The sequence below is a fragment of the Rhizobium sp. NFR03 genome, assembly GCF_900111275.1.
Classification (GTDB): domain Bacteria; phylum Pseudomonadota; class Alphaproteobacteria; order Rhizobiales; family Rhizobiaceae; genus Ferranicluibacter.
In genome coordinates, this window is sequence record NZ_FOGR01000001.1 from 307,251 (window position 1) to 333,795 (window position 26,545).

General features: G+C 62.7%; 22 protein-coding genes and 1 riboswitch. Of the genes, 10 read left to right on the forward strand and 12 right to left on the reverse strand.

Annotated features, from left to right (window positions below):
- Position 1: 1 nt before the first annotated feature.
- The 4 genes from cobO to cobU are packed head-to-tail and all read right to left on the reverse strand — an operon-like array spanning position 2 to position 6,043.
- Entirely contained in the window at positions 2 to 631 is a 630-nt protein-coding gene (gene cobO, locus BSG19_RS01405) for a cob(I)yrinic acid a,c-diamide adenosyltransferase (RefSeq protein WP_092984159.1), read from the reverse strand.
- Between the two features lie 18 nt (positions 632 to 649).
- A complete protein-coding gene (gene cobN, locus BSG19_RS01410; protein ID WP_092984161.1) occupies positions 650 to 4,411 on the reverse strand; it encodes a cobaltochelatase subunit CobN in 3,762 nt (1,253 codons plus the stop codon).
- Positions 4,412 to 4,432: 21 nt separating this feature from the next.
- A complete protein-coding gene (cobW, locus tag BSG19_RS01415) occupies positions 4,433 to 5,515 on the reverse strand; it encodes a cobalamin biosynthesis protein CobW (protein ID WP_092984163.1) in 1,083 nt (360 codons plus the stop codon).
- Positions 5,516 to 5,518: 3 nt separating this feature from the next.
- Positions 5,519 to 6,043 (reverse strand): bifunctional adenosylcobinamide kinase/adenosylcobinamide-phosphate guanylyltransferase, encoded by a 525-nt coding sequence (gene cobU, locus BSG19_RS01420; RefSeq protein ID WP_092984165.1) that lies wholly within the window; start codon positions 6,041 to 6,043, stop codon positions 5,519 to 5,521.
- Positions 6,044 to 6,214: 171 nt separating this feature from the next.
- Positions 6,215 to 6,614: riboswitch (cobalamin riboswitch) on the reverse strand.
- A gap of 108 nt (positions 6,615 to 6,722) precedes the next feature.
- On the opposite strand from cobU, the gene BSG19_RS01425 reads away from it, so the two are divergent.
- Positions 6,723 to 8,528 carry a chloride channel protein gene (locus BSG19_RS01425; protein ID WP_092984166.1) on the forward strand — a complete coding sequence of 602 codons (1,806 nt, stop codon included), beginning with the start codon at positions 6,723 to 6,725 and terminating at the stop codon, positions 8,526 to 8,528.
- A gap of 29 nt (positions 8,529 to 8,557) precedes the next feature.
- Here BSG19_RS01425 and BSG19_RS01430 read toward each other — a convergent pair whose 3' ends face one another.
- Positions 8,558 to 10,015, reverse strand: coding sequence for a cobyric acid synthase (locus BSG19_RS01430; RefSeq protein ID WP_092985475.1), 1,458 nt, complete (start codon positions 10,013 to 10,015; stop codon positions 8,558 to 8,560).
- A 676-nt stretch (positions 10,016 to 10,691) separates the two neighbouring features.
- Here BSG19_RS01430 and BSG19_RS01435 point away from each other — a divergent pair.
- Both BSG19_RS01435 and BSG19_RS01440 read left to right on the forward strand, forming a co-directional pair.
- Positions 10,692 to 11,648, forward strand: coding sequence for a glycine betaine ABC transporter substrate-binding protein (locus BSG19_RS01435; RefSeq protein ID WP_092985477.1), 957 nt, complete (start codon positions 10,692 to 10,694; stop codon positions 11,646 to 11,648).
- A gap of 91 nt (positions 11,649 to 11,739) precedes the next feature.
- A complete protein-coding gene (locus tag BSG19_RS01440) occupies positions 11,740 to 12,108 on the forward strand; it encodes a hypothetical protein (RefSeq protein WP_244529054.1) in 369 nt (122 codons plus the stop codon).
- A gap of 7 nt (positions 12,109 to 12,115) precedes the next feature.
- Here BSG19_RS01440 and BSG19_RS01445 read toward each other — a convergent pair whose 3' ends face one another.
- On the reverse strand, positions 12,116 to 12,886 hold the full coding sequence (locus BSG19_RS01445) for a phosphodiester glycosidase family protein (RefSeq protein ID WP_244529055.1): 771 nt from the start codon (positions 12,884 to 12,886) through the stop codon (positions 12,116 to 12,118).
- Positions 12,887 to 12,977: 91 nt separating this feature from the next.
- Positions 12,978 to 13,136, reverse strand: a complete 159-nt coding sequence (locus tag BSG19_RS01450) for an entericidin domain-containing protein (RefSeq protein ID WP_092984168.1) — start codon at positions 13,134 to 13,136, stop codon at positions 12,978 to 12,980.
- A 298-nt stretch (positions 13,137 to 13,434) separates the two neighbouring features.
- On the opposite strand from BSG19_RS01450, the gene BSG19_RS01455 reads away from it, so the two are divergent.
- Entirely contained in the window at positions 13,435 to 14,415 is a 981-nt protein-coding gene (locus BSG19_RS01455) for a DNA topoisomerase IB (RefSeq protein WP_244529092.1), read from the forward strand.
- Between the two features lie 3 nt (positions 14,416 to 14,418).
- Here BSG19_RS01455 and BSG19_RS01460 read toward each other — a convergent pair whose 3' ends face one another.
- Positions 14,419 to 15,303 (reverse strand): LysR substrate-binding domain-containing protein, encoded by an 885-nt coding sequence (locus BSG19_RS01460; RefSeq protein WP_092984170.1) that lies wholly within the window; start codon positions 15,301 to 15,303, stop codon positions 14,419 to 14,421.
- 105 nt (positions 15,304 to 15,408) lie between these two features.
- Here BSG19_RS01460 and BSG19_RS01465 point away from each other — a divergent pair, with 105 nt between their 5' ends.
- From BSG19_RS01465 to BSG19_RS01475, 3 genes are all read left to right on the forward strand, one after another.
- On the forward strand, positions 15,409 to 15,630 hold the full coding sequence (locus tag BSG19_RS01465) for a hypothetical protein (RefSeq protein ID WP_092984172.1): 222 nt from the start codon (positions 15,409 to 15,411) through the stop codon (positions 15,628 to 15,630).
- A gap of 102 nt (positions 15,631 to 15,732) precedes the next feature.
- Entirely contained in the window at positions 15,733 to 15,939 is a 207-nt protein-coding gene (locus BSG19_RS01470) for a hypothetical protein (protein WP_092985485.1), read from the forward strand.
- A gap of 414 nt (positions 15,940 to 16,353) precedes the next feature.
- Positions 16,354 to 17,361: a GlxA family transcriptional regulator gene (locus BSG19_RS01475; protein WP_092985486.1), complete on the forward strand. Its 1,008-nt coding sequence runs from the start codon at positions 16,354 to 16,356 to the stop codon at positions 17,359 to 17,361.
- Between the two features lie 13 nt (positions 17,362 to 17,374).
- On the opposite strand, the gene BSG19_RS01480 is transcribed toward BSG19_RS01475, so the two are convergent.
- The 4 genes from BSG19_RS01480 to BSG19_RS01495 form a co-directional block, all read right to left on the reverse strand.
- Complete coding sequence (locus BSG19_RS01480; RefSeq protein WP_092984174.1) at positions 17,375 to 18,694, reverse strand: GGDEF domain-containing response regulator; 1,320 nt, start codon at positions 18,692 to 18,694, stop codon at positions 17,375 to 17,377.
- A 291-nt stretch (positions 18,695 to 18,985) separates the two neighbouring features.
- On the reverse strand, positions 18,986 to 19,819 hold the full coding sequence (locus BSG19_RS01485; protein ID WP_092984176.1) for a response regulator: 834 nt from the start codon (positions 19,817 to 19,819) through the stop codon (positions 18,986 to 18,988).
- Between the two features lie 172 nt (positions 19,820 to 19,991).
- Positions 19,992 to 22,871 carry a mechanosensitive ion channel domain-containing protein gene (locus BSG19_RS01490; RefSeq protein ID WP_092984178.1) on the reverse strand — a complete coding sequence of 960 codons (2,880 nt, stop codon included), beginning with the start codon at positions 22,869 to 22,871 and terminating at the stop codon, positions 19,992 to 19,994.
- Positions 22,872 to 23,054: 183 nt separating this feature from the next.
- Positions 23,055 to 23,612 carry a DUF924 family protein gene (locus BSG19_RS01495; protein ID WP_092984180.1) on the reverse strand — a complete coding sequence of 186 codons (558 nt, stop codon included), beginning with the start codon at positions 23,610 to 23,612 and terminating at the stop codon, positions 23,055 to 23,057.
- Between the two features lie 162 nt (positions 23,613 to 23,774).
- Between BSG19_RS01495 and BSG19_RS01500 the strand changes: the two genes are divergently transcribed.
- From BSG19_RS01500 to cysW, 3 genes are read left to right on the forward strand one after another with little or no spacing between them, the layout of a single operon-like run.
- Positions 23,775 to 24,800 (forward strand): sulfate ABC transporter substrate-binding protein, encoded by a 1,026-nt coding sequence (locus BSG19_RS01500; RefSeq protein ID WP_092984182.1) that lies wholly within the window; start codon positions 23,775 to 23,777, stop codon positions 24,798 to 24,800.
- Between the two features lie 6 nt (positions 24,801 to 24,806).
- On the forward strand, positions 24,807 to 25,664 hold the full coding sequence (gene cysT / locus BSG19_RS01505) for a sulfate ABC transporter permease subunit CysT (protein ID WP_092984184.1): 858 nt from the start codon (positions 24,807 to 24,809) through the stop codon (positions 25,662 to 25,664).
- The gene (gene cysW, locus BSG19_RS01510) at positions 25,654 to 26,541 is read left to right on the forward strand and encodes a sulfate ABC transporter permease subunit CysW (RefSeq protein ID WP_092984186.1); all 888 of its coding nucleotides are present in this window, start codon (positions 25,654 to 25,656) and stop codon (positions 26,539 to 26,541) included. Before cysT ends, cysW begins: the two co-directional genes overlap by 11 nt.
- Positions 26,542 to 26,545: the final 4 nt, after the last annotated feature.

The following is a 26,545-nucleotide window of genomic DNA, read 5'->3' on the forward strand; positions in this document are numbered from 1 at the left end:
TTTAGTATTCCACGCCGACCTGCGCCTTGATGCCGGAGCGGAACGGGTGCTTGACGAGTTCCATCTCCGTCACGAGATCGGCGATCTCGATCAGTTCCTCGCGCGCGTTGCGGCCGGTCAGCACCACATGCGTCATCGGCGGCTTTTCCTCGCGCAGGAACTGCACGACCTCGTGGATATCGATGTAATCGTAGCGCAAGGCGATGTTGATCTCGTCCAGAAGGACCATCGAGTTGGCGGGATCGCGGATCAGTTCCTTGGAGGTTTCCCAAGCTTTCTGCGCCATGGCAACATCGCGGGCGCGATCCTGCGTCTCCCAGGTAAAACCTTCGCCAAGCGTATAGAACCGGCAGAGATGCTGGAAATGGGTCTCGATCAGCGTGCGCTCGCCCGTCTCCCATCCGCCCTTGATGAACTGCACGACGGCCGACGGCATGCCGTGGGCGATGTGGCGGAAAATCATGCCGAAGCCTGCGGTGGTCTTGCCTTTGCCCTTGCCGGTGTGGACCATGATCAGGCCCTTGCCGTCGGTCTTCGTCGCCATGATCTTTTCGCGCGCCACCTTCTTCTTCGCCATCTTCATGGCATGGCGCTCCAGATCGACCTCGGTGGTCGGTGCTTCCTCAGTCATATCAGTCCCTCTGGGTTCTCACGACGCCCTCAGCGTCAGGCTGTTTGAAAGCGCGAATCGTGCCGAGTTGGAGCGCGGCTGCCAGTATCCACGGTCCATGGCCTCGGTCAGCCGGGCTGCGAGGTCGCGGAAGGCATGCCGGTTCGCCTCCTCCATGAAGGCGCGCACGGTGTCGTCAAGGACGAAGGCTTGATAAACCGCCTCGAAATGCTGGCTACGCACGGCCCCGGTGGTCGCAGCGAAGGCGAAAAGATAATCGACGGTCGCCGCCATCTCGAAAGCGCCCTTGTAGCCGTGACGCATCATGCCGGCGATCCATTTCGGATTGACCACCCGACCGCGCACGACGCGGCCGATTTCCTCTTCCAGAGACCGGATGACCGGCTTCTCCGGACGGGAATGGTCGTTGTGATAGATGACCGGCCGCGTGCCGGAGAGATGCTCGATGGCAGCACTCATGCCACCCTCGAACTGGTAGTAATCATCGCTGTCGAGAAGGTCGTGCTCGCGATTGTCCTGATTCTGGACAACGGCCTGAACGCCGGCGAGACGCGTCTCCAGCATCTCCCGCTCGTCCCGCCCCTCGGCATGCGCGCCATAGGCATAGCCGCCCCAGGTGAGATAGGCATCGGCCAGCTCGGAGCGCTCGGGCACGCCCGGTCCATCCATCAGCGCCTGCAAACCGGCACCGTAGGCGCCGGGCTTGGAGCCAAAGACGCGATAGGAAGCACGGCGCTCGGCATCCGCAGCGCTTAATCCTTTCTCGCGCCATTCCGCGCTCTCGCGGCGGATGCGGGCAGCAATGGCATTGTCCTCGTCGTCTTCCTCCAGCGCGCCGATGGCCCGCACCGCGCTGTCGAATAGTGCGATCTGCTCGGGGAAGGCATCGCGGAAGAAGCCGGAGACGCGCAGGGTGACATCGACGCGCGGGCGGCCGAGAAGCGCCGGGGGAACGATCTCATAGCCCGTGACCCGCCGCGACATCGGGTCCCAGAGCGGTTTCGCGCCAATGAGAGCCAGCGCCTGCGCGATGTCGTCTCCGCCGGTGCGCATGTTGGAAGTGCCCCAGGCGGTGAGCCCGAGCGCCGTCGGCCACTCGCCATGATCCTGTAAATAGCGCCTGAGGAGGAGATCGGCCGACTTCTTGCCGAGTTCGAAAGCGGCCGGCGTCGGCACGGCGCGGCTGTCGACGGAATAGAAGTTGCGCCCTGTCGGCAGCACGTCCGGCCGCCCCCGCGTCGGCGCGCCGGAGGGTCCGGGCGCCACGAACCGGCCATCGAGACCGGCCATGAGGCCCGCGATTTCTGCCGGCCCGCAGGCGATCAGCGACGGCTTCAGCCGTGCCTCGACCGCATCGAGAACGGCACGCGTCATCGCCCAGCCGTCCGGACAAGACATCTCGCCGCCGACGAGCTTTGCCGCAAGCCGTTCGATCCGTTCGACGGTGTCGCCTTCGCTTCGCCACGGATCATCACTCGCAGCCAGAAGGATCGGCGGACGAGCCCCCTGCCAGAGCGTGGCCGGAGCGCAGTCGAGCGGGTCGAACGCGGACGCCTCGGGACCCTGCCCGTTGACGAGCCCGCAATCCCGCGCGATCGCTCGTTGCAGGCTCGCGTCCCCGCCCTCGCCGCTACCGCGCGGCACACGGGCGAGCGCCAGCGTCAGGTCGGTCAGGAGCCGCCCCTCGGGAGAAAGGCCGAAGACGTGCAGACCGTCGCGGATCTGCATTTCCTTCAGATCGCAGAGATAGGCATCGAGCTTCTGCAACGCGGCATCCTCGCCATCCGTCTCGGCAATGCCGGCATCTGCATCAAGTCCGATGTCGCGCACGAGATGCAGGATCTGGTTTGACAGCAGCCGCAGACGCCGGGGATCGCCGCCGGCGGCGTCGTAATATTCATCGACCAGACCTTCGAGGTCGCGGAGCGCGCCATAGGTCTCGGCGCGGGTCAGCGGCGGTGTCAGGTGATCGATGATGACGGCGCTGGTGCGGCGCTTGGCCTGCGTCCCCTCGCCGGGATCGTTGACGATAAAAGGGTAGAGATGCGGCAGCGGGCCGAACACGGCTTCCGGGTAGCAGTTCTCCGACAGCGCCAGGGCCTTGCCCGGCAGCCATTCGAGATTGCCGTGCTTGCCCATATGGATGACGGCATGGGCGCCAAAGGATTGACGCAGAAACGCGTAGAAGGCGAGATAACCATGCGGTGGCACGAGGTCGGGCGCGTGGTAGGTTTCCTTCGGGTCGATGTTGTAGCCGCGCGCCGGCTGGATGCCGATCAGCACACCGCCGAGACGCGCAAGCGGCAGTGCGAAACGCTCGCCATCTGCATAGGGGTCGTGCGAGGGGTCGCCCCAGCGCGTCGTGACCTCGGCCTGAATCTTTTCGGGAAGCGTCGCGAAGAACGCGTTGTAATCCTTGAACGATAGTGTCTCGCGAATGTGCCGCCCGTCACGCGCCGCGTTCGTCGGGCCTTCCATCAGATACCGGATCAGCGCATCGCCGTCTTCCGGCAGTCCGGTCGCGGGATAGCCCGCCGCCGCCGTGGCGCGCAGCACCTCGATCGTGCCGGCGGGCGTGTCGAGCCCAACGCCGTTGCCGAGCCGCCCGTCGCGGTTCGGATAGTTGGCAAGGACGATGGCGACCTTGCGGTCAACCGGCGGCGTGCGATGCAGGCGCGCCCAATTTGCCGCAAGCTTTGCGACAAAGGCCACCCGGTCCGGCAACGGAGCATGCCCGACGATGTTCGTCTCGACCGCCTCGTCGTAGATCGCCGCCGCCTTGAACGAGACGGCGCGGGAGAGAATGCGTCCGTCCACTTCCGGTAGCGCGACATTCATGGCGAGATCGCGCGCCATCAGGCCCTGCGACGAACTTTCCCAGGCCTGGCGCGTCGAGGCGGAGAACAGGACCTGCAAGACCGGCGCGCCGCCGGCATCGAGCACAGTGCCCTTGTGATCGCCGCCCGGTGCGGAGACCGCAAAGCTCGTTGCGTTGAGAACGACATCCGGCGTGAACCGCCCAAAGATCGCCTCGACCGTACCGACGGACAGGGCGTCCTTCAGGCTGGAGACGAAAACCGGGAGAACGCGCATCCCTTCAGCGACAAGAGCCTCGATGAGCGCTGCGACCGGTCGTGTTTCGCCGGACTGGACGAGCGCGCGGTAGAAGCAGAGCGCCACGATCGGCTCATCTCCCGCATGCGCGCGTCCCCAGTCCTCCGCGCCGATGATGCCGTCTTCCGGCGACCAGATGCCGGCCCGCAGCAACGGCGTTGCCGCCGGGGGCCGTTCGCCGTCGTCGACGACCGCTCCGGCATAGGCGAGGAACCGCTGCATATTGTCGGGGCCGCCTTCGGTAAAATAGGCGAGCATCGCCGCCCGGTCGTCTGCCGACACGGTGGAATAGGCGTCGAGTGCCGGATCCGGCTTGTCGTAACCGGGAAGCACGGCAATCTTTGCCCGCTGCGTCACGGCCGTCGCGTGAAGGGCTTCCAGAACGTACTGGAAATACGACGCACCGCCGAGGGCCCGCACGATGATCAGCTTTGCATGCCGCGCCGTGCGCTCGACATAGGTGTCCACCGACATCGGGTGCTTCAGCGAGAGAAGGCTTGCCGCCCGCAGTGTCCGTCCGTCAGTCCCTGCCTTGCACGCGGCAGCGATGGCGGAAAGCTCTGTATCGGCGGCGGAGAGGAAGAGGATCTCGCCCGGCGACTGACCGAGATCGATGGCCTCGTCCCCGTCCGAGATCGTGCCTTTCTGCGCAAGAAGAAGATGCATCCGCCGCCAATCCCGTCCGTCTTATGCCGCAGACGCAACGATGGCAGCACGCACCGCCGCCTCGTCGAGATCGTGAAGCCCGATAACGACAAGGCGCGTGCGGCGGGCTTCACCCGCTGCCCATGCACGGTCGAAATAGGGATCGATCCGCGTTCCCACGGCCTGGATCAGAAGACGCATCGGCTTGCCGGGAACATCCGCAAAGCCCTTCAGCCGCAGGACATCATGCGCAGAGACGATGTCCTTCAGCCGCGATACGAAGGCTGCGGGATCGGCAATGGGCCCAAGCTCCACAACGAAGCTCGCAAACTCGTCATGGTCGTGCTCCTCGCCCGCCTCATGCTCCATCTCGTGATGGGATTTGCGGTTGGCGATGTCGTCTTCCGTGCCGACACCGAGACCCAGCAGAACGGAGGCCGGCACCGCGCCGTTGGCAGCCTCGATCATCATCGGCTTGCGGGTCGTGCGCGACGCGACTTCGCGCCGGACGGTTTCGAGGCCGGCGGCATCGAGCAGGTCTGTCTTGTTGAGGACGATGAGGTCGGCTGCGGTCAACTGGTCTTCGAACAGCTCCTCGATCGGGCTCTCGTGGTCGAGATTGTCGTCCTCGGCGCGCGCGGCATCCACCTTGTCATGATCGTCGGCGAAACGCCCGGCGGCAACGGCGGCACTGTCCACCACGGTGATCACGCCGTCCACCGTCACCTGCGTGCGGATATCCGGCCAGTTGAACGCGGCGATCAGCGGCTGGGGCAGCGCAAGACCGGAGGTTTCGATGACGATATGGTCGGGGCGCCCTTCCCGCTCCAGAAGGCGGGTCATGGTGGGAATGAAATCATCGGCCACGGTGCAGCAGATGCAGCCATTGGTCAGCTCGATGATATCGTCCTCGCTGCACGCTTCGGCGCCGCAGCCCTTCAGGACATCGCCATCGACACCGAGATCGCCGAACTCGTTGATGATCAGCGCGATCCGCCGCCCTTCGGCGTTTTCCAGAATGTTGCGGATCATCGTCGTCTTTCCCGCGCCCAGAAAGCCGGTGATGACGGTCGCCGGGATCTTGGCGCCCGGTGTCTTCCGGTCGCCGGTATTGGAAAATGTCATGGATTAGCCTTTCATCTTGAGCGGCAGTCCGGCCGCCACGAAATAAACGTCGCGGGCCTGCGCCGCGATCTCCTGGTGGAGACGGCCGGCATGATCGCGGAAGTCCCGCGCCATGCGGTTATCCGGCACGATGCCGAGGCCCACCTCGTTGGAAACGAAAATGACGGAGGCGCGAAGCGCCGGAAGGCTGGCGACAAGCCGCTCTGATTCCGCTGCGATGTCTCGCTCGTCCAGCATGAGATTGGTGACCCACAGCGTCAGGCAATCGACGAGGACGACGCAGCCGACGGCATCGACCGCTGCAAGGCGGCCGGAGAGATCGAACGGCTCTTCATGTGTGGTCCAGAGCTCGCCACGCGATGTCTTGTGAGCGTCGATCCGCGTGCGCATCTCGTCGTCGAAGGCGCGGCCCGTGGCAATGTAATGCCGGACGAGACCCGTCTCAGCCGCAAGCCGCTCGGCAAAGCTCGACTTGCCGGAACGTGCCCCGCCGAGCACGAGTGTGGTGCCATGAAGAGGAGATGTCATGCGCGTGCGGATGTCCCGCTGCTCACATCCCGTGGAGCTGAAGACATTCCGCAAATCCGGCATGCACCAGATGGGCATGGGTAAAAACCGCCGGCCCGGAAAACCCGGTGGGCGAACGTCTCGTGTGCCACGACAACCTCCGTGCTGGCGCTGGAACGCTGCATCATGAGGATGCGGCGCGGTGTGGCTGGCAGGTCTCCTGGCTCACGGCGTCACGCAGGGCCAAAGCCCTGAGAACGGGTTCGCCTCGCCTTCCCGAAACAGTTTGCCCGGCTTTCGATGCCGGATCGATGTCGAAGAGGTGGACGATTCGTAGATAAGGAGGCGTCCGACCCCGGTTGCTCGCATCGCTGTTTCAGTGGCTTTTCCGGCCTTGCCCCACACGTGACGCCAGCCGCACCACGCGGCATGGTCCGTCGCCCGTCGGACGAGACCGGATGGCGAACCCTGACCGTTCTACAGTCGCGGGGTCGGCTGCGATGAGGATGCCCTGTGTGGGTCCATCCCTCCGCATTCCCATTTACTCCCGAACGACAAGCGCCGCACGGGAACCATCCATGACGGCAAGATTAGGCCTGTCGCTGGATCAAGTCAATCATCCGCGCTATGTCCCGCACTTCGCCCGACCTGAAGCTTGAGCGCGTTTCCACTTGGATACGCCGACAAGATCGAGCCCCACATGCCCGACATCCTGAAGTCCCTGACCCTTGCCCGCCTGAAGCGCATCGCCGTGAGATCGATAACCTTCTCCGAGTGGCGCATCTTCGCGCGGCGCAGCGAAGTCGGGCTGCTCGTGGCCGGCATCGTGGTCGGCCTCACCTCGGGGCTCGCGGTGATCGCCATGAGCTTCATCTCGCTGCAGCTCCACAAGCTGATCTTCGGCATTTCCGAATACGAGCGCGTCAGCTCCGCCGACCTCAAGGGCCAGATCGCCATTCTGATGGCGCCGATCGTCGGCGGCCTGCTCCTTGGCCTCCTGATGATGGGCCTCGCGCTGTGGCGCAAGAAAGCGATGGTCGACCCGATCGAGGCGAACGCGCTGCATGGGGGACGCATGTCGCTTACCGACAGCATCGTCGTCGCCGTGCAGAATCTCGTTTCCAACGGTTTCGGCGCTTCGGTCGGGCTTGAGGCCGGTTACACGCAGCTTGCCTCCGGCCTCGCCTCGAAGATCGGCGTGAAGCTGAAGCTGCGGCGCAACGATCTGCGCACCCTGCTCGGCTGCGGCGCGGCGGGCGCCATCGCGGCAGCCTTCAATGCGCCGCTGACCGGCGCCTTCTACGCGTTCGAGCTGATCATCGGCTCCTACACGATCGCCTCCCTCACCCCGGTTGTCGTTTCCGCGCTCGTGGCCAATCTTGTGACACGCCTGCTCTGGGGCGAGGAATTCACCATCGACATCGGCGCCTTCGGCAATGTCGTCCCCGGCGACTACGTTCCTGCCATCCTTCTCGGCGCGCTTTGCGCCGGCATCGCCATCCTCATCATGAAAGGCGTGTCGCTGACGGAAGAGGTCGCGCGCAAGAGCGACATCCCCGCCCCGCTGCGCCCGGCGATCGGAGGCGTCGTCGTCGGGCTGCTGGCCACCATCTCGCCGCAGGTCCTCTCCGGTGGCCATGGCGCGCTGCATCTCAACCTCGCGCATGCCACGCCGATCGCCATGCTGGTCGGCCTGTTTCTGATGAAATCCGTCGCAACGGCCGTGTCGATCGGGTCGGGCTTTCGCGGCGGACTGTTCTTTGCCTCGCTGTTCATGGGCGCCCTGCTCGGCAAGATCTTTGCCGGTGTCGTTCCTTACGTTTTCGGCGACACCACGTTGACGCCCGTCATCTATGCCGTGGTGGGCATGAGCTCGCTTGCCGTCGCCATCATCGGAGGGCCGCTCACGATGACCTTCCTCGCGCTGGAGATTACCGGCGACTTTCCGATCACCACGCTGGTGCTGGCCGCGGTCATCACCTCGTCGCTCGTCGTCCGCACCACCTTCGGCTACTCGTTCGCCACATGGCGCTTCCATCTGCGCGGAGAAAGCATCCGCAGCGCGCACGATGTCGGCTGGATACGGAACCTGACCGTCGGGCGCCTGATGCGGCCCGACGTCCGTACCATCAACGCCAAGGCGACACTGGAGGCGCTGAAAGCCGAATTCCCGCTCGGCTCGGCCCAGCGTGCCATCGTCGTCGACGATAACAACCGCTATGGCGGCGTCATCCTCATTCCCGAAGTCTATGCAAGCCCTGTGGAGAAGGATGCGGTCGGCAAGGGAATCGAGGACTACATCAAGCTGCCGAACGACTTCCTTCAGCCGAACATGAATGCCCGGCAGGCAGCGACCCTGTTCGACAAGACGGAGAGCGACGCGCTCGCCGTCTGCAACAATCTCATCGAGCGCCGCGTCGTCGGCGTGCTGACCGAGAGCTACACCTTGCGCCGCTACAGCGAGGAACTCGACCGCCGCCGCCGCGAGGCATCGGGGGAATTCTAGGCCGATACAATGGAATAGCAAACGAGGTTCTACGTCTGCATGAGACCATCGAGCCATACGGGATCAAGCACGGCCTCAAGGTCTGCCGCGACAGCATCCAGCGCAGCATCGACGGAGCCGCGGTAGTCGAAAGCCTCCGCCTCTATACCGAAGCTGCGCAGAAGTGCTGCACGGTAGGCATCGCTGCCGAACAGACCGTGCAGATAGGTCCCCATGACACGACCATCCGACGAAAGCGCTCCGTCGGGACGGTCACCGATCATCACCGGCGGACGAGCGCAGTCCGGTCCCGTCGTCTGTCCCAGATGGATCTCGTAGCCATCCAGCGCGACATCATGCTCCGTGGAGCGCGCACCGCTGTTGCGCACCACTTTTTCAAGCGCCATTTCGGTCTCCACCTCGAGCAGACCGAGCCCGTCGACGGCGTCGTTTCCGCCCTCGATGCCCAGCGGATCCGAAATGCGGCGGCCGAGCATCTGGTATCCGCCGCAAAGGCCGATCACACGTCCGCCGCGCCGCAGGTGGCGAGCGAGGTCCTTGTCCCAGCCCGCAGCCTTCAGCGCTGCGAGATCCGAGATCGTCGCTTTCGAACCGGGGAGAATGACGAGCGCGGCATCTTCCGGGAGACGGTCGCCCTGCTGGATGAAACGGAGATCGACCGATGGCTCGGCGGCGAGCGGATCGAGATCATCGAAATTGGCGATGCGCGGCAGCACCGGCACGGCAATCGTCAGCGCCCGTGCGGTTCCGCGCGACAGTCGCTCGAGAACGACGGAATCCTCGGCCGGCAGCTGGCGGGCAGCCTTCAGCCAGGGAACGACGCCGAAACAGGACCAGCCGGTGAAGCCGTGGATAGCGGTGAGCCCGTCGTCGAACAGCGTCACATCGCCTCGAAACTTGTTGATCAGATATCCCGTGACCATGGCGCGGTCTTCGGGCGCGAGCACCTTATGCGTTCCCACCAGCGAGGCGATGACGCCACCACGATCGATGTCGCCGACAAGGACGACCGGCACGCCCGCACGCGTCGCAAAGCCCATATTGGCGATGTCGCCGGCGCGCAGGTTGATCTCCGCCGGCGAGCCGGCACCTTCGACCACCACGAGATCGCGATCCTTGCTGATCGTCTCGAAGCTTTCCAGAACGGCGCCGAGCAGCCTTGGCTTCATGGCTTGATAGTCGCGCCCGCGCGCCTGCCCGACAACCCTGCCCTGCACCACCACCTGGCTACCGGTTTCCGACTGCGGTTTCAGGAGCACCGGGTTCATGTGGATCGAGGACGGAATGCGGGCCGCAAGCGATTGCAGCCATTGCGCCCGACCGATCTCCCCGCCATCGGCAGAGACGGCCGCGTTGTTCGACATGTTCTGCGGCTTGAAAGGCGCGACGCGGCATCCACGGTTGGACGCGAGCCGGCAGAGACCGGCGACAAGCACGGTTTTGCCGACATCCGAACCCGTACCCTGAAGCATGATCGATTTTGCCATGCGGCCTGATACCACCGGGAAGACGGCAATGCCAAGGATTGCCGAGGCCGGATGCACGCGCAAAAACCGCAGCGGCCGGAGCCCTGCGGTTTTCCACCCTCGACACCGAGAACGCACGGCGCGGGGCGGGCAAGCGGGAGGCATCGAACAGATGCCAACAGGCTGGCAGGATGCCGGGACGCAATACCTGATCCGGCAGAGCCGCTGTCACCAGCCGCGCCATCATGCTTAGGCCGTCAGAGTTACCGAAGAGTTACCCGGAGGAGGCCGAACGCGATTTTTGTCACAATCGCGTCATCTGCCGTTCGGCTTCACGGCGCCGTCGCGATAGTATGCCACGTCTCCTGACGGAAGGCTGCTCCAGCAATATCTGCGGACACGTACATTCGGGCGAGTTAAAATTCAACGACTTGGGAGCCAGGGCGGATTCCGGATGGCAAGAAGAACGGTTGATTTCTGCCTCAGAGCTTCTAGGCTGACACGAGCACAATATGCCTATCCGCAGCATTCGCCCCGGAGAAATGTCGGAGACATACCATACCGGGAAATAGGCATTCGTGCCGGAGGCGTCGGTCTGATGAAGAAACTTCGCGACATCTACAGCAGGACAACCGGAGCATCCACAGCGCCAACCCTGGCGGCGGCACTTGGACTCATCGCCGGCAGCGCTTTTCTGATGTCGAGCGCCCCCGCCCAGGCCGCAGGTTGCGGCACGCTCTCGATTGCCGAGATGACCTGGGGATCGGCCGCCATCACCGCCCGTATCGACAAATTCATTCTGGAGAAGGGCTATGGCTGCACCGTCCAGATCGTGCCCGGCGACACCATGCCGACCTTCGCCTCGATGAATGCGGAAGGGCGACCCGATATGGCGCCGGAGATCTGGGTGGCCTCGCTGCAAGCACCGCTCACAGATGCGCTGCGGGACGGTCGGCTGATCGAAGCCGCACGTGTCCTGACGGATGGCGGCGTCGAAGGCTGGTGGATACCCCGCTATATCAGTGACGCCCATCCCGACATCAAGACGGTGCAGGACGCGCTGAAGCACCCTGAGCTCTTCCCCTCGCCGCAGAACCCTGCGAAGGGCGCAGTCCACAACTGTCCCTCGGACTGGAACTGCCAGATCCCGACGTCAAACCTCTACCGGGCGCTGAAAGGCGACGAGGCCGGCTTCCAGTTGATCAATTCGGGATCTGCCGCCGGTCTCGATGGATCGATCGCGCGGGCCTTCGAGGAGAAGAAGGGCTGGCTCGGCTATTACTGGGCGCCGACGGCCATCCTCGGCAAGTACGAGATGGTGAAGCTCTCCTTCGGCGTCACCCACGACCGGGCGGAGTGGAACGCATGCACGGCCGTGCCCGACTGTAGCGCTCCCGTCGTCAACGGCTATCCGACAACCGATGTCTACACGATCGTCACGAAGAGCTTTCCGGAGAAGGCCGGGCCGGCCGTGCTGGACTATGTCAAGAAACGGCAGTGGGACAACCAGACGGTCAACAGCGTGCTGGCGCATATGGACCAGACGAGCGGCAGCCGCGAGGACGCGGCGCTCTACTTCCTGAAGACCTTCGAGCCCGTCTGGACAGGCTGGCTCCCTCCTGACGTCGCCGCAAAAATCAAAGCCGCGCTCTGACGTTTCCCTTCAACGGCGCGGCACTCCAGTCCGGCTTCAGCCTCGCATGGCATGACGGCGCGATAACGCAGATACCGGCTTGAGGGACCCCATGAACACGCACACGACAATCAGCCCGATGCAACGGCCGACGCCGACGGATCGCGATGCGATCGCCGACGTCATCGAGCGCTTCCAGACGACGGATACGGCCTTCCTTTCGCTGATGATGGACAATCCACAACAGGACGATGCGCTGATCGATGGACTGCACCGCTTCCTCGACCGTTCGGCCGGTGCACGCTTCCTGCACACGCTGAAGCTGGAGCAGCGTGGTTTCTGGCTCGGCAATGCAGCCCCTGCGCGGTTGCAGATCCGTCTCATGGAGGCAGCACGTTCATCGCAGCACGCAGCCTATCAGGCTTTCCGTACCGGGCTTACAAAGTCGGGTGGACTGGAGCGGGCGTTTCCAAAAGCATGACGTCGAGCTAGGGAGCAGGCTCGGGAACAACGGCGCCATGCCACATGGGCGTGGTCGCGGCGATGATCGGGCCCATCGGATAGGTTTCATCCACGCGGCCGAGTTCGGGCGCATAGAGGCTGGAAATGTGCCCGTCGAGAAACAGCGCATTCGGGCACCCCAGAACATCCCGATAGAGCGTTGCGAAGTCGTGAAATCTCACCGGTGACAGCGACACCGCGAAATGCACGATCCCCTTTGCATCGACGCCGACGCCGTTGCGGATTTGCAGACTGTCGCTCTCCGGCTTGAAAGCCGGGTGGAGCGCGCCGTCGATGACCAGCATCGGCCCCGATTGCGTCGCGTAATCCGGAACAGCCACTGCCGAACGGCGATAGGCCTCCGTCTCCCTCACGATGGCCCTTCCGTTCGACAAAGCGAAAACGCCGTTCGGGAGAAGATAGAAATTGCCCCAGCCTTCGCCTGTCGCGATCGGCTTGCGTTCCACGCCATCAATGACCAGAAGCCCTACCGATGACAGGTCCTTCTCGTACATTCCGCCATTCATGCCGAAATCGAGGCGTGTCTGATCGCGAAGAAGATCCGTCTTCAAGGCGGTGAAGCCGCCATAGGGCCGCCCTGAATCATCGGCATGGAAAATTCGAAGGGACGCCGTCGCGGGATCGACATCGCAAACCGCATAGTCGATCGCGAGGTGCGGTACGATACGGCACGCCGCGCGCGCTTCAGGAGGAACAGTAACCATCAGGAACAGCGTCAGACCGAGCTTTGCGAACATGGGCATAACATATGCGGAAAGCACCATGTTGCCAGATACAAAAACGCCGGCAGACACACGGTCGCCGGCGCTTTGCAAAAAATGCTTTTAATCAGTTTGCGGCGCGTTCGACATTGCGGCCAGCATCCTGGGTGGCGTTGACCGTGTTTGCCGTGTCCTTGCCCATGCCGCGGATTGTGTTGCCGCAAGCGGAAAGCGAAACGAGAGAAACGAGTACGATGCCGACGGTAGCGATGGTCTTTGCGGTCATGGCTTGGGTCCTTGAATAACGCCAGATGGGAAAAGACATGTGTCTTCTGCCAGATAACGCCGGACCCTCAAAAAGGTTCACATGATCGTGACAAAAAACTGCGGTCTATCGCGCTGAAAATTGTCCCTGGTGAAACCGTATCTTCGCCGGAACTTTGGCTTCCGCATGAAGTTCATATCGCACCGTGGACCAGATCACAGCTTCCATCGCCGCTTCGGTCGGCAAGAAACGCGACGCAGGGCAGCCTGACGATACGCCGGCGCCCGAACTCGTCTATCTCTCACGCCTTGAGCAGGGCATCACCCGCAAGCAGGGAAAGAACGGCTTTCTCTACTATGGCCCTGATGGCAAGCGCATCACCGACATTAGTGAGGTCCAGCGAATTTCAGCGCTGGCGATCCCTCCTGCTTATACCGAGGTTCTGATTTCGCCCGATCCGCAGACGCATCTACAAGCGATCGGCAAGGATGCGCGCGGCCGCAAGCAATATCGGTATCATCCAGACTGGCATGCCGAACGCGGGAAGGCAAAGTTCGCGCTGCTGCCGTCCTTCGCATCACGCCTGCCGAAGATCCGCGAGCGCGTCGATCACGATCTGCGCATGCGCATGCCGGGCATGGAGAAGGCGCTCGCCACAATCGTCTGGCTTCTCGACCACCTTTTCATCCGCGTCGGTAATACGGTCTATGCCGAGGAAAACGGCTCCTATGGCCTGACGACGCTGAAGAACCGGCATGTGAAAGTGTCGGGATCGAGTGTGCACTTCCAGTTCAAAGGCAAGTCCGGCAAGGAATGGCGCCTCAGCCACAGCGACCGCCGTATCACCCGTATCATCCGCTCTTTGCAGGAGCTACCGGGCCAGCATCTGTTTCAGTATCTGGATGAGGACGGTGAGCGCCATCAGATCCGCTCGCAGGATGTTAACGCCTATATTCGCGAGGCGACCGGCGGCGAGTTCTCCTCGCGTCAGTTCCGCACCTGGGGCGCAACGCAGATGGCCGCCACGGCGCTTTCGACGGTTGAGCCGGCAACGAGCGAACGGCAGCGCAAACGCCAGATCAACGAGGCGGTCGATGGGATCGCCGCGGCTCTGGTCAATACGCGCGCCGTGTGCCGAAGCTCCTATATCCATCCCAAGGTGTTCGAGGATTTCGAGAACGGCGAATTGCGCACGCTACGCACGCAGCGCAAGAGCACGAGCGCGAAGATGACGCGCTGGATGAACGACGACGAAATTCGCGTGCTGCGCTGGCTGAAGAAGACGACCGATAATGGCTGACGATCAGACGAGCGCGACAAAGGCCGCGCGCACATGCTCGGCCACAGCCAGCACCGGTGCAGAGGCATCCTCGATCGTCTGGATGCCGATATTGTAGCTGCCGAGATCCGGCAGGCCTTCGGCCGGTCCAAGCTCCACAAGATCACCCTGCACGAGGTACCGAGGCAGCGGCGCGATCGCGAGATCGGCACGGATCGCCGCCTTCTGACCTGTCGTGTGCGCGCTGAGGAAGGCCACGCGATGGGCGCGCCCTGCCTTGTTCAGCTTGTCGATCGCATCGGCACGCCAGACGCAGCCGTCCTCCCACATCGAAACGGGCAGCGGCTCGCGAAGATGCGCGGTGCCGCACCGCGTACCGGCCCAGACGAGCCGTTCCTCCATGAGGATCTCGCCATCGCGCAGCGTCTCGCTCGGAAAGCTGTTGTAGATGACGATGTCCATGCGTCGCTCCTCGACGCGCTTGCGCATGACATTGCTCTGCCCGATGGTGACGTCGACGGTGACGTTGGGAAACGTCTCACCGAACCGCTTGAGCACGTCGGGAAGAATCCGCTCGCCGAGATCCTCCGGCGCTCCCAGGCGTACCACGCCATGCATATCCGGCATCAGAAAGCGCGTGACGGCCTCGTTGTTGAGCGCCAGCATGCGCCGGGCAAAGCCGAGCAGAACCTCTCCTTTCGGCGTCAGAGACACCGAGCGCGCATCCCGCAGGAAGAGAGAGCAGCCAAGAAGCTCCTCCATCTTCTTGATCTGCATCGAGACCGCCGACGGCGTGCGGTAGACAGCCTCGGCCGCCGTCGTGAAATTGCCGGTCTCGGCAATGGCCACGAACGTCTTCAGAACGTCGATTTCGAGCATTGGCAGCGCATGCCGCATCATCATATTCATGACGACTCCATTATCAGAAAAACTGAACGATACCGTCAGTTCATTTCGTTTGATTGAACCTATGTCAGCGCTCATTGTCAAGATACAGGCAATGGAGACGCCGTCATGAACAGCAACATCATACACCTCAGAACGAAAGCGGCGTTTGTATCGACCGCCTCGGCACGACATCCGTTCGAAGCCCCCATCCGCATCCTCAAGGCAATGATCGGGCGTCGTGAACTTGCGGCCACGCGCCGCAGCACGCGGCGGCAGCTTCAGGAACTGCCGGCGGTGATCCGCCGCGATATCGGCATCGCCGACGCGACGGACTATCAAGATTACTGAACTGACGCATCAATTCTATTCGTTGGATTGATGGACGAGGTTGCGGCATCCTTCATCCATGGTCGCGACCTTTTGAAGAACACCGTCAAAAGGAACCAAACAATGTCTACCTTCAGCCTATCCAGTTCTCCCTCAACCCCCTCCTCCGCATCACGCAGGCTTGCCGGCGCCACGGCGCTCGCGCATCGCATCGTCCAGACGTGGCAGGACAGACGCGCCGAACGTGCTCTGGCTTCGCTCTCCTACGACGCGCTCAAGGATATCGGCTTTCCCTCGGCCACCGACAACCGCAACACATCTGCGCAATGATCCGGTCTGGCATGGAGAGCAAAGACGACCCGCCGTGTCGACGGCACCGCGGCGATGACAGGGCGTTTTGCCAACCGGCAGAACGCCCTTTTTCGTGGCATATTCACATGCGCCCGGCATCACCTCGACCTTCCTGTTTCCGACAATCTCATCAAATGCATGAGCGTCGCAAACAGATAAGCCGATACGGATCCCCAATGTGCTTCACCCGCCAAACCCGTTAGCGCACATGCTGCAAAGCAACATAATTGGGCGTTTGCACTATTCGTAGATGCTTTTTCAGGCATTCTGCGGGATGTCGCAAATTTTATTCCTTTGCAGTCGCGACCATCCATGCGAGTGTCGCATTCAGGCAAGCTCGTCGGCCGTGGCCACGCGACGAATAGCTATCTGCCCTGCACGGAGATAACGCTCGTGAATAAGCCGCTCACTGCCAAGCGCTCGCTGGTCTTCTTCCTCGTTCCCAATTTTTCGCTACTGCCCTTCTCGGCCGCTATCGAGACGCTGCGTATCGCCAACCGGATGCTGGGCTACGATGCCTATTCCTGGCGACTTGCCTCGACCGACGGCGCACAGGTCGTCTCCTCAAGCGGCATCGCGCTGGAGGTCAACTCGTCGGTCGCCGATGAGCGCAAGCATCTGGGTGGCGAGAGCCGTCCGTCGATGGTGCTGGTCTGTTCCGGCGTCTTCGTGGAGGATTTTCAGAACAAGTCCGTCAATGCCTGGCTTCGCGAGGTCTATAATCGCGGCGTTGCCGTCGGCAGCCTCTGTACGGGCGCCCATGTTCTGGCCTCGGCCGGCCTGCTGACCGGCAAGCGCTGCGCCATTCACTGGGAAAACCTGCCGGGCTTTGCCGAAGCCTTCCCGCAGGTCGATGTGTTTGCGGATCTCTACGAGATCGACAGCAACATCTATACCTGCGCCGGCGGCACGGCCTCGCTGGACATGATGCTGAACCTGATCGATCAGGATTTCGGCGAGAACCTCGTGAACCGCGTCTGCGAACAGGCGCTGACCGACCGCGTCCGCGGCCCGCATGATCGCCAGCGCCTGCCGCTGCGCGCACGGCTCGGCGTGCAGAATGCCAAGGTCCTGTCCATCATCGAGCTGATGGAGGGCAATCTTGCCGAACCCCTTTCCCTTCTGGAACTTGCCGATAGCGCCGGTCTCTCGCGGCGCCAGATCGAGCGGCTGTTCCGGCAGGAGATGGGCCGTTCGCCGGCCCGCTACTATCTGGAGATCCGGCTCGACCGCGCCCGGCACCTGCTCGTCCAATCGGCGATGCCGGTGGTCGAGGTCGCCGTCGCCTGCGGCTTCGTCTCCGCATCGCACTTCTCCAAGTGTTATCGCGAACTCTACAACCGCTCGCCACAGCAGGAACGCGCCGACCGCAAGGTCACGCTGGCCCAGGCGGCACGGTAGGACGGTCTCGTTTTTATAATGCCATCGAGTCGATCAATGTCAGTTCCGAGACGATGCGGTTCCGGCCGGCATGCTTGGCCATGTACAGGAACTGGTCGGCGGCATGGAGGTAGTTGTCGAACACCTCGCGCTGCTCGATGGGCGCAAGGCCGATCGACACAGTGATCGACAGGTCCTCATCGTCGGTAACGACCTGCGTGCGGGCAATCGTTTCGCGCAGTTGCTCGCAGTAGATGCTGGCCGCAGCGATATCGAGGCCGTCGAACAGCACGCCGAACTCCTCGCCGCCGAGGCGCGCAAGCAAATGGTCGTTGCCCACGAAATTGCGCAACGTTCGCGCCACCGCCTTCAGCACGAGATCTCCGACCTCGTGGCCGAACGTGTCGTTCAGGCGCTTGAAATGATCGATGTCGAGAATGGCGATCGAGGACAGCGCATGGCGACGAAAACACTGCTCGACGATGCGCGGTCCTTCCTGAAAGAAGAAGCGCCTGTTGTAGAGGTCCGTCAGGTAATCGCGCGAAGCGAGCCGCTGCAAGGATTCGATGCGTCGGTGGACGGTGATCGACCGGTTGATCCGGCTGACGAACTCGTCGCGGCCGAACGGCCGCTCGATGAAATCGGAACCGCCCCCTTTGAGGAAGCGCGCCGCCTGCCCTCGGGCAGATGGCGGAGCCATGGCGATAACGGGCACTGCGGTCTCGCATTCGTAGGACCGCAGCCCGACCAGGAGCTGCTGCGCGGAGAGATCGCCGACCGCATATTCCGAGACGATCAGATCGACACGGCCGCCCATGACGGCGCTGAGAACCTCCTGCCCCGTCGCCGCCTCGGTCACCTGAAACCGCTGCTCGCGCAGCACCGAAGCCAGTTCCTGGCGCCTTTCCGCGTCCTCGTCGGCCACCAGCACGTTCGTGCCGGCATTGGTCAGCGTACGATTGACGGCCGCAACGACCGAAGACACCGAGTCTCGCTCGTTCTTGATGATGCAGTCCACCACGCCCCGCGCCATGACCCGCTCGCGCGTGCTGTCATTGAAGCTGCCGGTGAAGACGATAGCGGGAATATCATGCGAGAGCACAAGGTCGAGCGCTTCGCAGTTCGGCGCGTCGGGAAGGTTGAGGTCGAGCACGGAAACATCGAACTTCTGGCACTCAAGCGTACGCCTCGCCTCGCCGAGCGATGCGCAATGCGTCACCGTCAGGGCGCTACCGTTCTGGATCTCATGCCGGATGAGCGTCGAGAAAACGCGGGAATCTTCGATCAGCAATAGACGATTGACACCCTCGGTGAGCGCGGCATCGCCGACCCGCTCTTGCTTGCTGAACGTCAAGGTTCCCACCCTTTTCGAGCAGGAAACCGCATCCCGGCTCCGCTCCCCCCCCCCCAGACCCCAACTACCGACAGTGCGCAGGCAGGATCTTTTATGTTTAGTATTACTTACCAAGAAGGAATTTGTGTTCCGTTAACGCAACCCCAAAAAGCGGGCGGAGCCGCATCTCGACGTCACGAACAGGGAGGCACGTCGTGGCAGAAACACAAAGCAGCAAGCGCCCGAAACCGGTCGCTTGCTGCGAGGAAGGATGATGATGAGCGATGGGCAGCGGACCCAGGCGATCCGGGATCAGGCGCTGAGCGCCATCTGCGAGCCGAGCGTCCGGATCTTCGTCAGCGTGTCCAGGTTCTGGTTGACGCGGCAGTAGAACTCCTCGTTGACGAAAGGCCGCATGATGAAATCATTGCCGCCAGCCTTGAGGAAACGGGCGGAGAGAAGCCGGTTGGTGGAGGATGACACGCCGATGATGCGCAGCTGATGCGGGCCATAGGCGCCGCGAATGCGCCGGGTCAGTTCGAAACCGTCGATATCGGGCATGTTGTAGTCCGTAATGACGAGGCCGATATCGGAATGGCGCTTCAACAGTTCGAGCGCCGTCGCACCACAGTCCGCCGTGCTGACGCGGAAGTTGAAGCGCTTGAGCTGGCTCGTCAGGAGCGCCCGCGCTGTCGGACTGTCATCGACGATCATGACGTGGTGCCGGTGATTGGTCAGAAAGCGGCAGACGGACTCGACCAGCATATCGACGGCGAAGACGCTGTCCTTGATGATGTAGTCGACGATGTCCTTGGCCAGGATCGACTCGCGTGTGCTCTCCTGAAACGTGCCTGTGAACACGATGGTCGGAATGCTCATATCGACCAGATAAGACAAGGCTTCGCCGTTTTCGGCGCCGGGAAGATTGATATTCGAAATGGCGAGCGTAGCCGGGAAGGATGCGTTCTCAATGGCGAAGGTGACCTCGTCATAGTCCTTGCAGACGATGACATCGATATCGAGAAGTTCCTTGAAGCGTTTCGACACCATCGCCGCGAAGAGATTACTGTCTTCAGCAAGCACGATACGGTGCTGTTGCAGGGACTCTCCGGAATAATACATCCCCGACACACCGAAAAACGACATTGCGCGCTCTCTTTTTTCACTCTGAAAGAGACATTAGCGGAAAAGGTTTTCGCAGTCGTTAAAAGGTCGCTACCTAGGGTGGCTTTTTCAGGAATCAGGCAACAAACCGGCGTAATATGCAAAAGCATACTTCGCCGGCTTCGCGATAATGCCGTGGGATCACGGCCAACGATCAGCGCGGCCGGCCGGGCCGGCGCTTGCGGGATCCGCTTTTTGCTCCGTCCGCATCCGTCTCCGGGGCCGGCTTGTCTTCGCCGGCATCGCGCTTCTGCGCAGGCGTGACCGAAGGAGGCGATGCCGTCGCGGAAGCGGCAGGCTTCACGTCGGGACGCAGCTCCTCGCCCCGCAGCACATCGCGCCGGTCGTTCTCGGAGGAGTCCGGTATGTCGTTGCCGCGGCTGTCCGGCGGCTCGACGCTTGCCTGCTCGACGTAACCGCCGGCATCCCCCGGTAATTGCGAGGAGCCTCTTGCAGCCTCGGAGCGCGTGCCCTGGAAGATGGCCGAGAGAACTTCCGCATCTTCCGGCGAGATCTTGATCGGCACCTCCGGTGCAGCCGGACCGCCAAGCGCGATGCCATCGGCCTGGAAGCGCTCGAAGACGGCCATGCGGACATCCGTCCGCACCGACACGCCTTGCAGAATATCGGCCAGGAACACGCGCACCTCGAATTCGAGCTCGGACGACGTGAAGCCGCGGAAGACGATGATCGGCTCGGGATTGCGCAGGATGTTGGGAAGTCCGGTCACCGCGGCGCGCAGCGATTCCACGACTTTTCGCGGATCGTTGGAGGCGTGGGCGGAGAAGGTGATGTCAACACGCCCGAGCTTGTTGCGATGCGTCCAGTTGCCGACAGAGGCGTTGATGAACAGCGAGTTCGGCACCATGATCGTCTGACGCTGAAATGTCTCGATCTCGGTTGCACGCACGGATATGCGCTTCACGAAGCCTTCTGTCGTTCCCGAGATCACCCAGTCTCCGACCTTGAAGGGCCGCTCGACGAGCAGGATAAGGCCGGAGACGAAGTTCGAGACGATGTTCTGCAGGCCGAAACCGACGCCGAGAGACAGGGCGCCGGCCACCAGCGCGAGGCTCGACAGGTCGAGACCCGCCGCGGAAATACCGATCAGGCCGGCAATGCCCATGCCGAGATAGCCAATGCCTGTCTTGACCGAGTTGCGCACACCGAGATCCACCCGACTGCGCGCCAGCACGCTGCCGTCGATCCAGCGTTGAAGCCAGCGGGTGATGACGAAGCCCAGAATGAACAGCATGATGCCGGCGAAGATGCCGACCAGCGAGATCGTAATGGTGCCGATGCGGATTTCGGTGAAGATCCGGTAGGCCCAAGCCTCGATGTCCGCGATCTTGAAGCCCCATTGCAGGAGCAGAAGCGGCACGAAGAACATGGCGACAAGCAGGTAGATGCTGAGCCCGACCGCAAGACCGATCTGATCCAGGGCCATCGGCTCCAGCCGGTAGCGGTGCGAGAGGTATCGTCCGCCGACGGTCTTGGCGAGCGCGTTTTGCTTGGCCAGCGCCTTGCCGGTCAGGATGCCGATATACATGGTGACGAAGATCGCGCCGGTGACGACGATCTGCGTGGCGATGAAGCGCGCCAGCCCGACATAGCCGGAAAGCGCCGCCGTAATCAGCCCGAGACCCGCCAGAAGCAGGAGGATGGAGATGGCGCGCGGCCAGGGCCGCCCCTGCCCGTCCAGCGGCTCGCCCTGAGGGATGACAGGACGGATCAGCGCGATCGCCATCAGGAGCAGGCCGATGATGATCGAGGCGATCAGGCTTTTCGCGACTGTCAGCACCAGAGGCGAGCCAAGGGTGACGCTGATCGTCTCCAGCAGGTAATCCAAGAGGTTCGCGAACGCCATCGCCATGATGAGGGCGACCAGCAGCCGTGCGCCGCGGTCCGACACCCGCACCAGCCGCCAGACAGCCTGTCCGGGTGCGAGAACGGCCGTGGAGATGGTCCAGACGAACTGCAGGGCGACGCAGAGGGCAAGGAATGTCACGACGATGGGCGCGATATCCGGCCTGAGCACATTGAATGTCTGAAGGAAAAAGAAAGCCGTCGTTGCGAACGTGGCAGCTGCTATGGTCGGCACCAGTGTAGAGCCGAAGGCACGAGAAAGACGGGCGATATAGGTCGGGTTGAGATCCCGCACCGAACGGCGCAGGAGGGGCGCGAAAAGCCGGTGTGTACCTGCCAGAAGCACCAGCGCCGAGCAAAGCGACAGAAACAGCGCCGACATCAGCGGCACGCGCTTGTAGGTGAAGACGAAGGTCAGCCAGCTACCGATATTGCGGGAAAACGCCTGCGCCTCCACGACGAGCGCCTGGCCCGCGTCGATCAGCATGTCGACGTTGATGTCCGTGTGCCGCAACAGCGTGTTGGAGAACAGGACCCGGCGCTTTTCGGTGATCGTGGTGGAGAGCGCGTTGGCATCCGCGACAAGCGTTTCCGCCGTTCCTGTCACGGCGTTCAGAGAGTTCCGCTCGGCGATCAGGCGGCCTCGCTCCTCGGTCACCACGGATGCTTCGGGCTCGGCGCCGGCCGCTGGCGGATCGCCAAGTTCGGTCAACCGCCCCTTGATCTGCTCGATGCGCGTACGCGCCGCGTCCATCTGACCGGCAACCTGCTGCGACAGGTCGTCCACCTGCGCCTTGATCTCGGCGAGCCGGTTATCGGCGGCATTGGAATTGTTTGCCTGGGTCGAACGCGCGGTTTCCGCGGCATCAGCCGTCTCGACCTGTGCAGCCAGCGTATCGAGCCGCTTGCGCGCGGCGTCGAGCTGCTGGGCCGCATCGGCCTGCGCGTCGTCCGGCCTGTCCCGCGCCGCCTCGCCACCGCCGGCACTTTGCCGTCCGACGCTCGCTGCCGGCGGCGGGTTGGCCGAAGGTTGGCTTGCGGCGGGCTGGCTTGCCGGGGGTTGGCTTGCCCCGGTTTGGTTTGCCGGGGTTTGGGTGGGCGCCTGCTGGGCAACCACGGGCGACAGGCTGGAAACAAGAATGAGCAGAATGGCGAGGAAACGAAGCATCGTTGGGGAACACGCTTTCACGGTTAGGTCTGTCTTCCCGACGGATGAGGCCGAAAGGTACTGGAAAAGGACGCGGCACGGTGCCGAAAGAATCAAACGGCAGAAAGGTGCCATACCCGCTCCGGTTGGCGTCCGGGTATGGCGAATTTTAGGCTTCCCGCAGAAGGTTACTCCGGCCGGACGTCAGAAGCGCGAACCCGGCTGCAGCAGGAACGCCTCCTCCTGCGGGCTCGACATGCGCCCGAGGATGGCATTCCGGTGCGGGAAGCGACCGAATCGCGCAACGATCTCCCTATGGCGCACGGCATAGTCGAGGAGCACGGGATCGCCCAGAGCCGTGAAGAGCTGCACCGCAAGATCCTGGTCGGACATCGCCTCGGAGTGCTCGAACGGCAGGTAGAAGAATGCGCGCCGCACCGGCGCAACGGCCTGGTCAGCGCCCGCCTCCAGCGCCAGCCGCGCTTCGCGACGGGCAAGGCCGTCCGTCGCGAAGGCCAGCGGCGAACCGCGATAGATGTTGCGCGACATCTGGTCGAACAGGATGAGGGTCGCAAGCCGCCCCTCCGGCGTCTCTCGCCAGACCGCATCCACATGCCGCGACAGTGCGAGATGCGTGGTGCGAAAACGCCGGTCGCATTCCGCATCCAGCTCCGGGTGCGCCTTGTACCAGTGCTCCGGGTCGATATCCTCGAACCAGAACGAGACGACCTCCCGCGGCGTGCACAGCGTTTCCATGGACATCCCTCTTTGCCGATAGAGATGGTCTTGTTGCATCAATCTTGCGCGAGCGGGAGACCTGACGGCAGGACTTTTCTCCAAACCCCGTCGCAATCGCAAACTTCTTCGTTATCCTATTCGACAGACCAGCTAGATTAAGCGCGACAACATGGAGGTCGAGATCAAATGAACGCAAAGGGACTGTCCCGTTTTTTCACGGTGGCCCTGCTGGCCACCAGTATCCAGGTCGGGGGTATGGGGTTCGCCTTTGCCGATCAGACAATTCTGAATGTGTCCTATGACCCGACACGCGAACTGTACAAAGACTTCAACGCCGCGTTCGCCGAGAAGTGGAAGACCGACACCGGGGAAACGCTGACGATCCAGACCTCCCATGGTGGCTCGGGCAAGCAGGCGCGTTCCGTCATCGACGGCCTTGAGGCCGATGTGGTCACGCTCGCGCTCGAAGCCGACATCGACGCCATCGCCAAGGAAAGCGGCAAGATCCCCGCGGACTGGAAGACGAAGTTCGAGAACAACAGCGCGCCCTACACCTCCACGATCGTCTTCCTCGTCCGCAAGGGCAATCCGAAGGGCATCAAGGACTGGGGCGATCTGGTCAAGGACGACATTCAGGTGATCACGCCGAACCCGAAGACGTCGGGCGGCGCACGCTGGAACTTCCTTGCCGCCTGGGCCTGGGCCCGCGCGCAGAATGGCGGCGACGACGCCAAAGCGCAGGAATATGTCGCACAGCTCTTCAAGCATGTTCCGGTGCTCGACACCGGCGCCCGCGGCGCAACGACGACCTTCGTCCAGCGCGGTCTCGGCGATGTGCTGATCGCCTGGGAAAACGAGGCCTATCTCTCGCTCGAGGAACTCGGTCCCGACAGCTTCGACATCGTCACGCCGTCCGTCTCCATCAAGGCCGAGCCGCCGGTGGCGCTGGTCGACGGCAATGTCGACACGAAGGGTACGCGCAAGGTGGCCGAGGCCTACCTCCAGTATCTCTACTCGGATGTCGGGCAGAAGATCGCCGCCAAACATTATTATCGCCCGTTCAAGCCCGAAGCGGCCGATCCGAACGATATCAAGCGCTTTGCGGATGTTAAGCTCTCGACCATTGACGAATTTGGTGGTTGGAAGGAAGCTCAGCCAAAATTCTTCGGAGACGGCGGCGTCTTCGACCAGATCTACAAGCCGGGGCAATAAGATTACATGACCGCAAGCCTCCCTCAGCGGTGGCAATTTCGACAGCCGAGCGTCATCCCGGGATTCGGGTTGGCGCTCGGCGTCACTTTGTCATGGCTCATCCTCATCATTCTCATTCCGCTCTCCGGCCTCGTCTGGCGATCGAGCGCGCTTGGCTGGAGTACGTTCTGGACGCTGGCAACCGATCAGCGAACGCTGAACGCGCTGAAGATCAGCTTCGGAACCGCCTTCCTCGCGGCACTGGCCAATGTCGTGTTCGGCGTGCTGCTGGCCTGGGTTCTCGTGCGCTATCGCTTCTTCGGCCGGCGTGTCATCGATGCCATGGTCGATCTGCCGTTCGCCCTGCCGACGGCGGTTGCCGGTATCGCGCTCACCACGCTCTATGCACCGAACGGCTGGATCGGCAGCCTTCTGACGCCGCTGGGCATCAAGGTCGCCTTCACCCCGCTCGGCATCGTCTTCGCGCTGATCTTCGTCGGCCTGCCCTTCGTGGTGCGCACGGTGCAGCCGATCATGGAAGAGATCGACCGCGAGGTCGAGGAGGCCGCAGCGACATTGGGGGCAACACGCTTCCAGACCGTCAGCCGCGTTCTGCTGCCGGGCCTCGCGCCGGCGGTGCTCACGGGCTTCGCGCTGGCGTTTGCCCGCGGCGTCGGTGAATACGGCTCCGTCATCTTTATCGCCGGCAACCTGCCCTACGTCTCGGAGATCGCGCCCTTGCTCATCGTCATCCGGCTGGAGGAATTCAATTATCCCGCCGCAACCGCGATCGCCGCCGTCATGCTGATCATCTCCTTCGTCATGCTGCTCGTCATCAATTCCATTCAGGCCTGGAGCCGACGGAGGTATGGTTATGGCGCATGAAGCCCTCGCTCCCGCATCTGTCGGAACATCGGAGATGGTGCGCTCCGCGACCTCGGAGAGCCGGCTTGCCCGCTACGGCCTGATTGCGCTGTCGCTGGCGTTCGTCGGCCTCTTCCTCGTGCTGCCGCTGGCCATCGTCTTCACGGAAGCGCTGCGCAAGGGGCCGGGTACCTTCTTCGAGGCTATCGCCGACCCCGAGACTTGGGCAGCTATCCGGCTGACCCTGCTGGTTGCGGCCATCGCGGTTCCGCTCAACCTCGTTTTCGGTATCGCCGCCGCCTGGGCCATCGCCAAGTTCGAGTTCAAGGGCAAAGCGTTTCTGACAACCCTGATCGACCTGCCCTTTTCGGTATCCCCTGTTATCTCCGGGCTCGTCTTCGTGCTCCTGTTCGGTTCGCACAGCCTGCTCGGACCGTGGCTTGGCAGCCACGGCATCAAGGTGCTCTTCGCCGTACCCGGCATCGTGCTCGCCACGGTCTTCGTCACCTTCCCTTTCGTCGCGCGCGAACTCATCCCGCTGATGCAGGAACAGGGTACGAGCGACGAGGAGGCAGCACTTTCGCTCGGCGCCAGCGGCTGGCAGACCTTCTGGTACGTCACGCTGCCGAATATCAAATGGGGCCTGCTCTATGGCGTGTTGCTCTGTAACGCGCGCGCCATGGGCGAATTCGGTGCCGTTTCGGTGGTCTCGGGCCATATCCGGGGCATGACGAACACGATGCCGCTACAGGTCGAGATCCTTTACAACGAATATAATTTCATCGGCGCCTTTGCCGTGGCCACGCTGCTCGCGCTTCTGGCGCTGGTCACGCTCGTCATCAAGTCGCTGCTCGAATTCAAATTCAGTGCGCAGATCGCCGCCGCACGCAAGCACTGAAAAA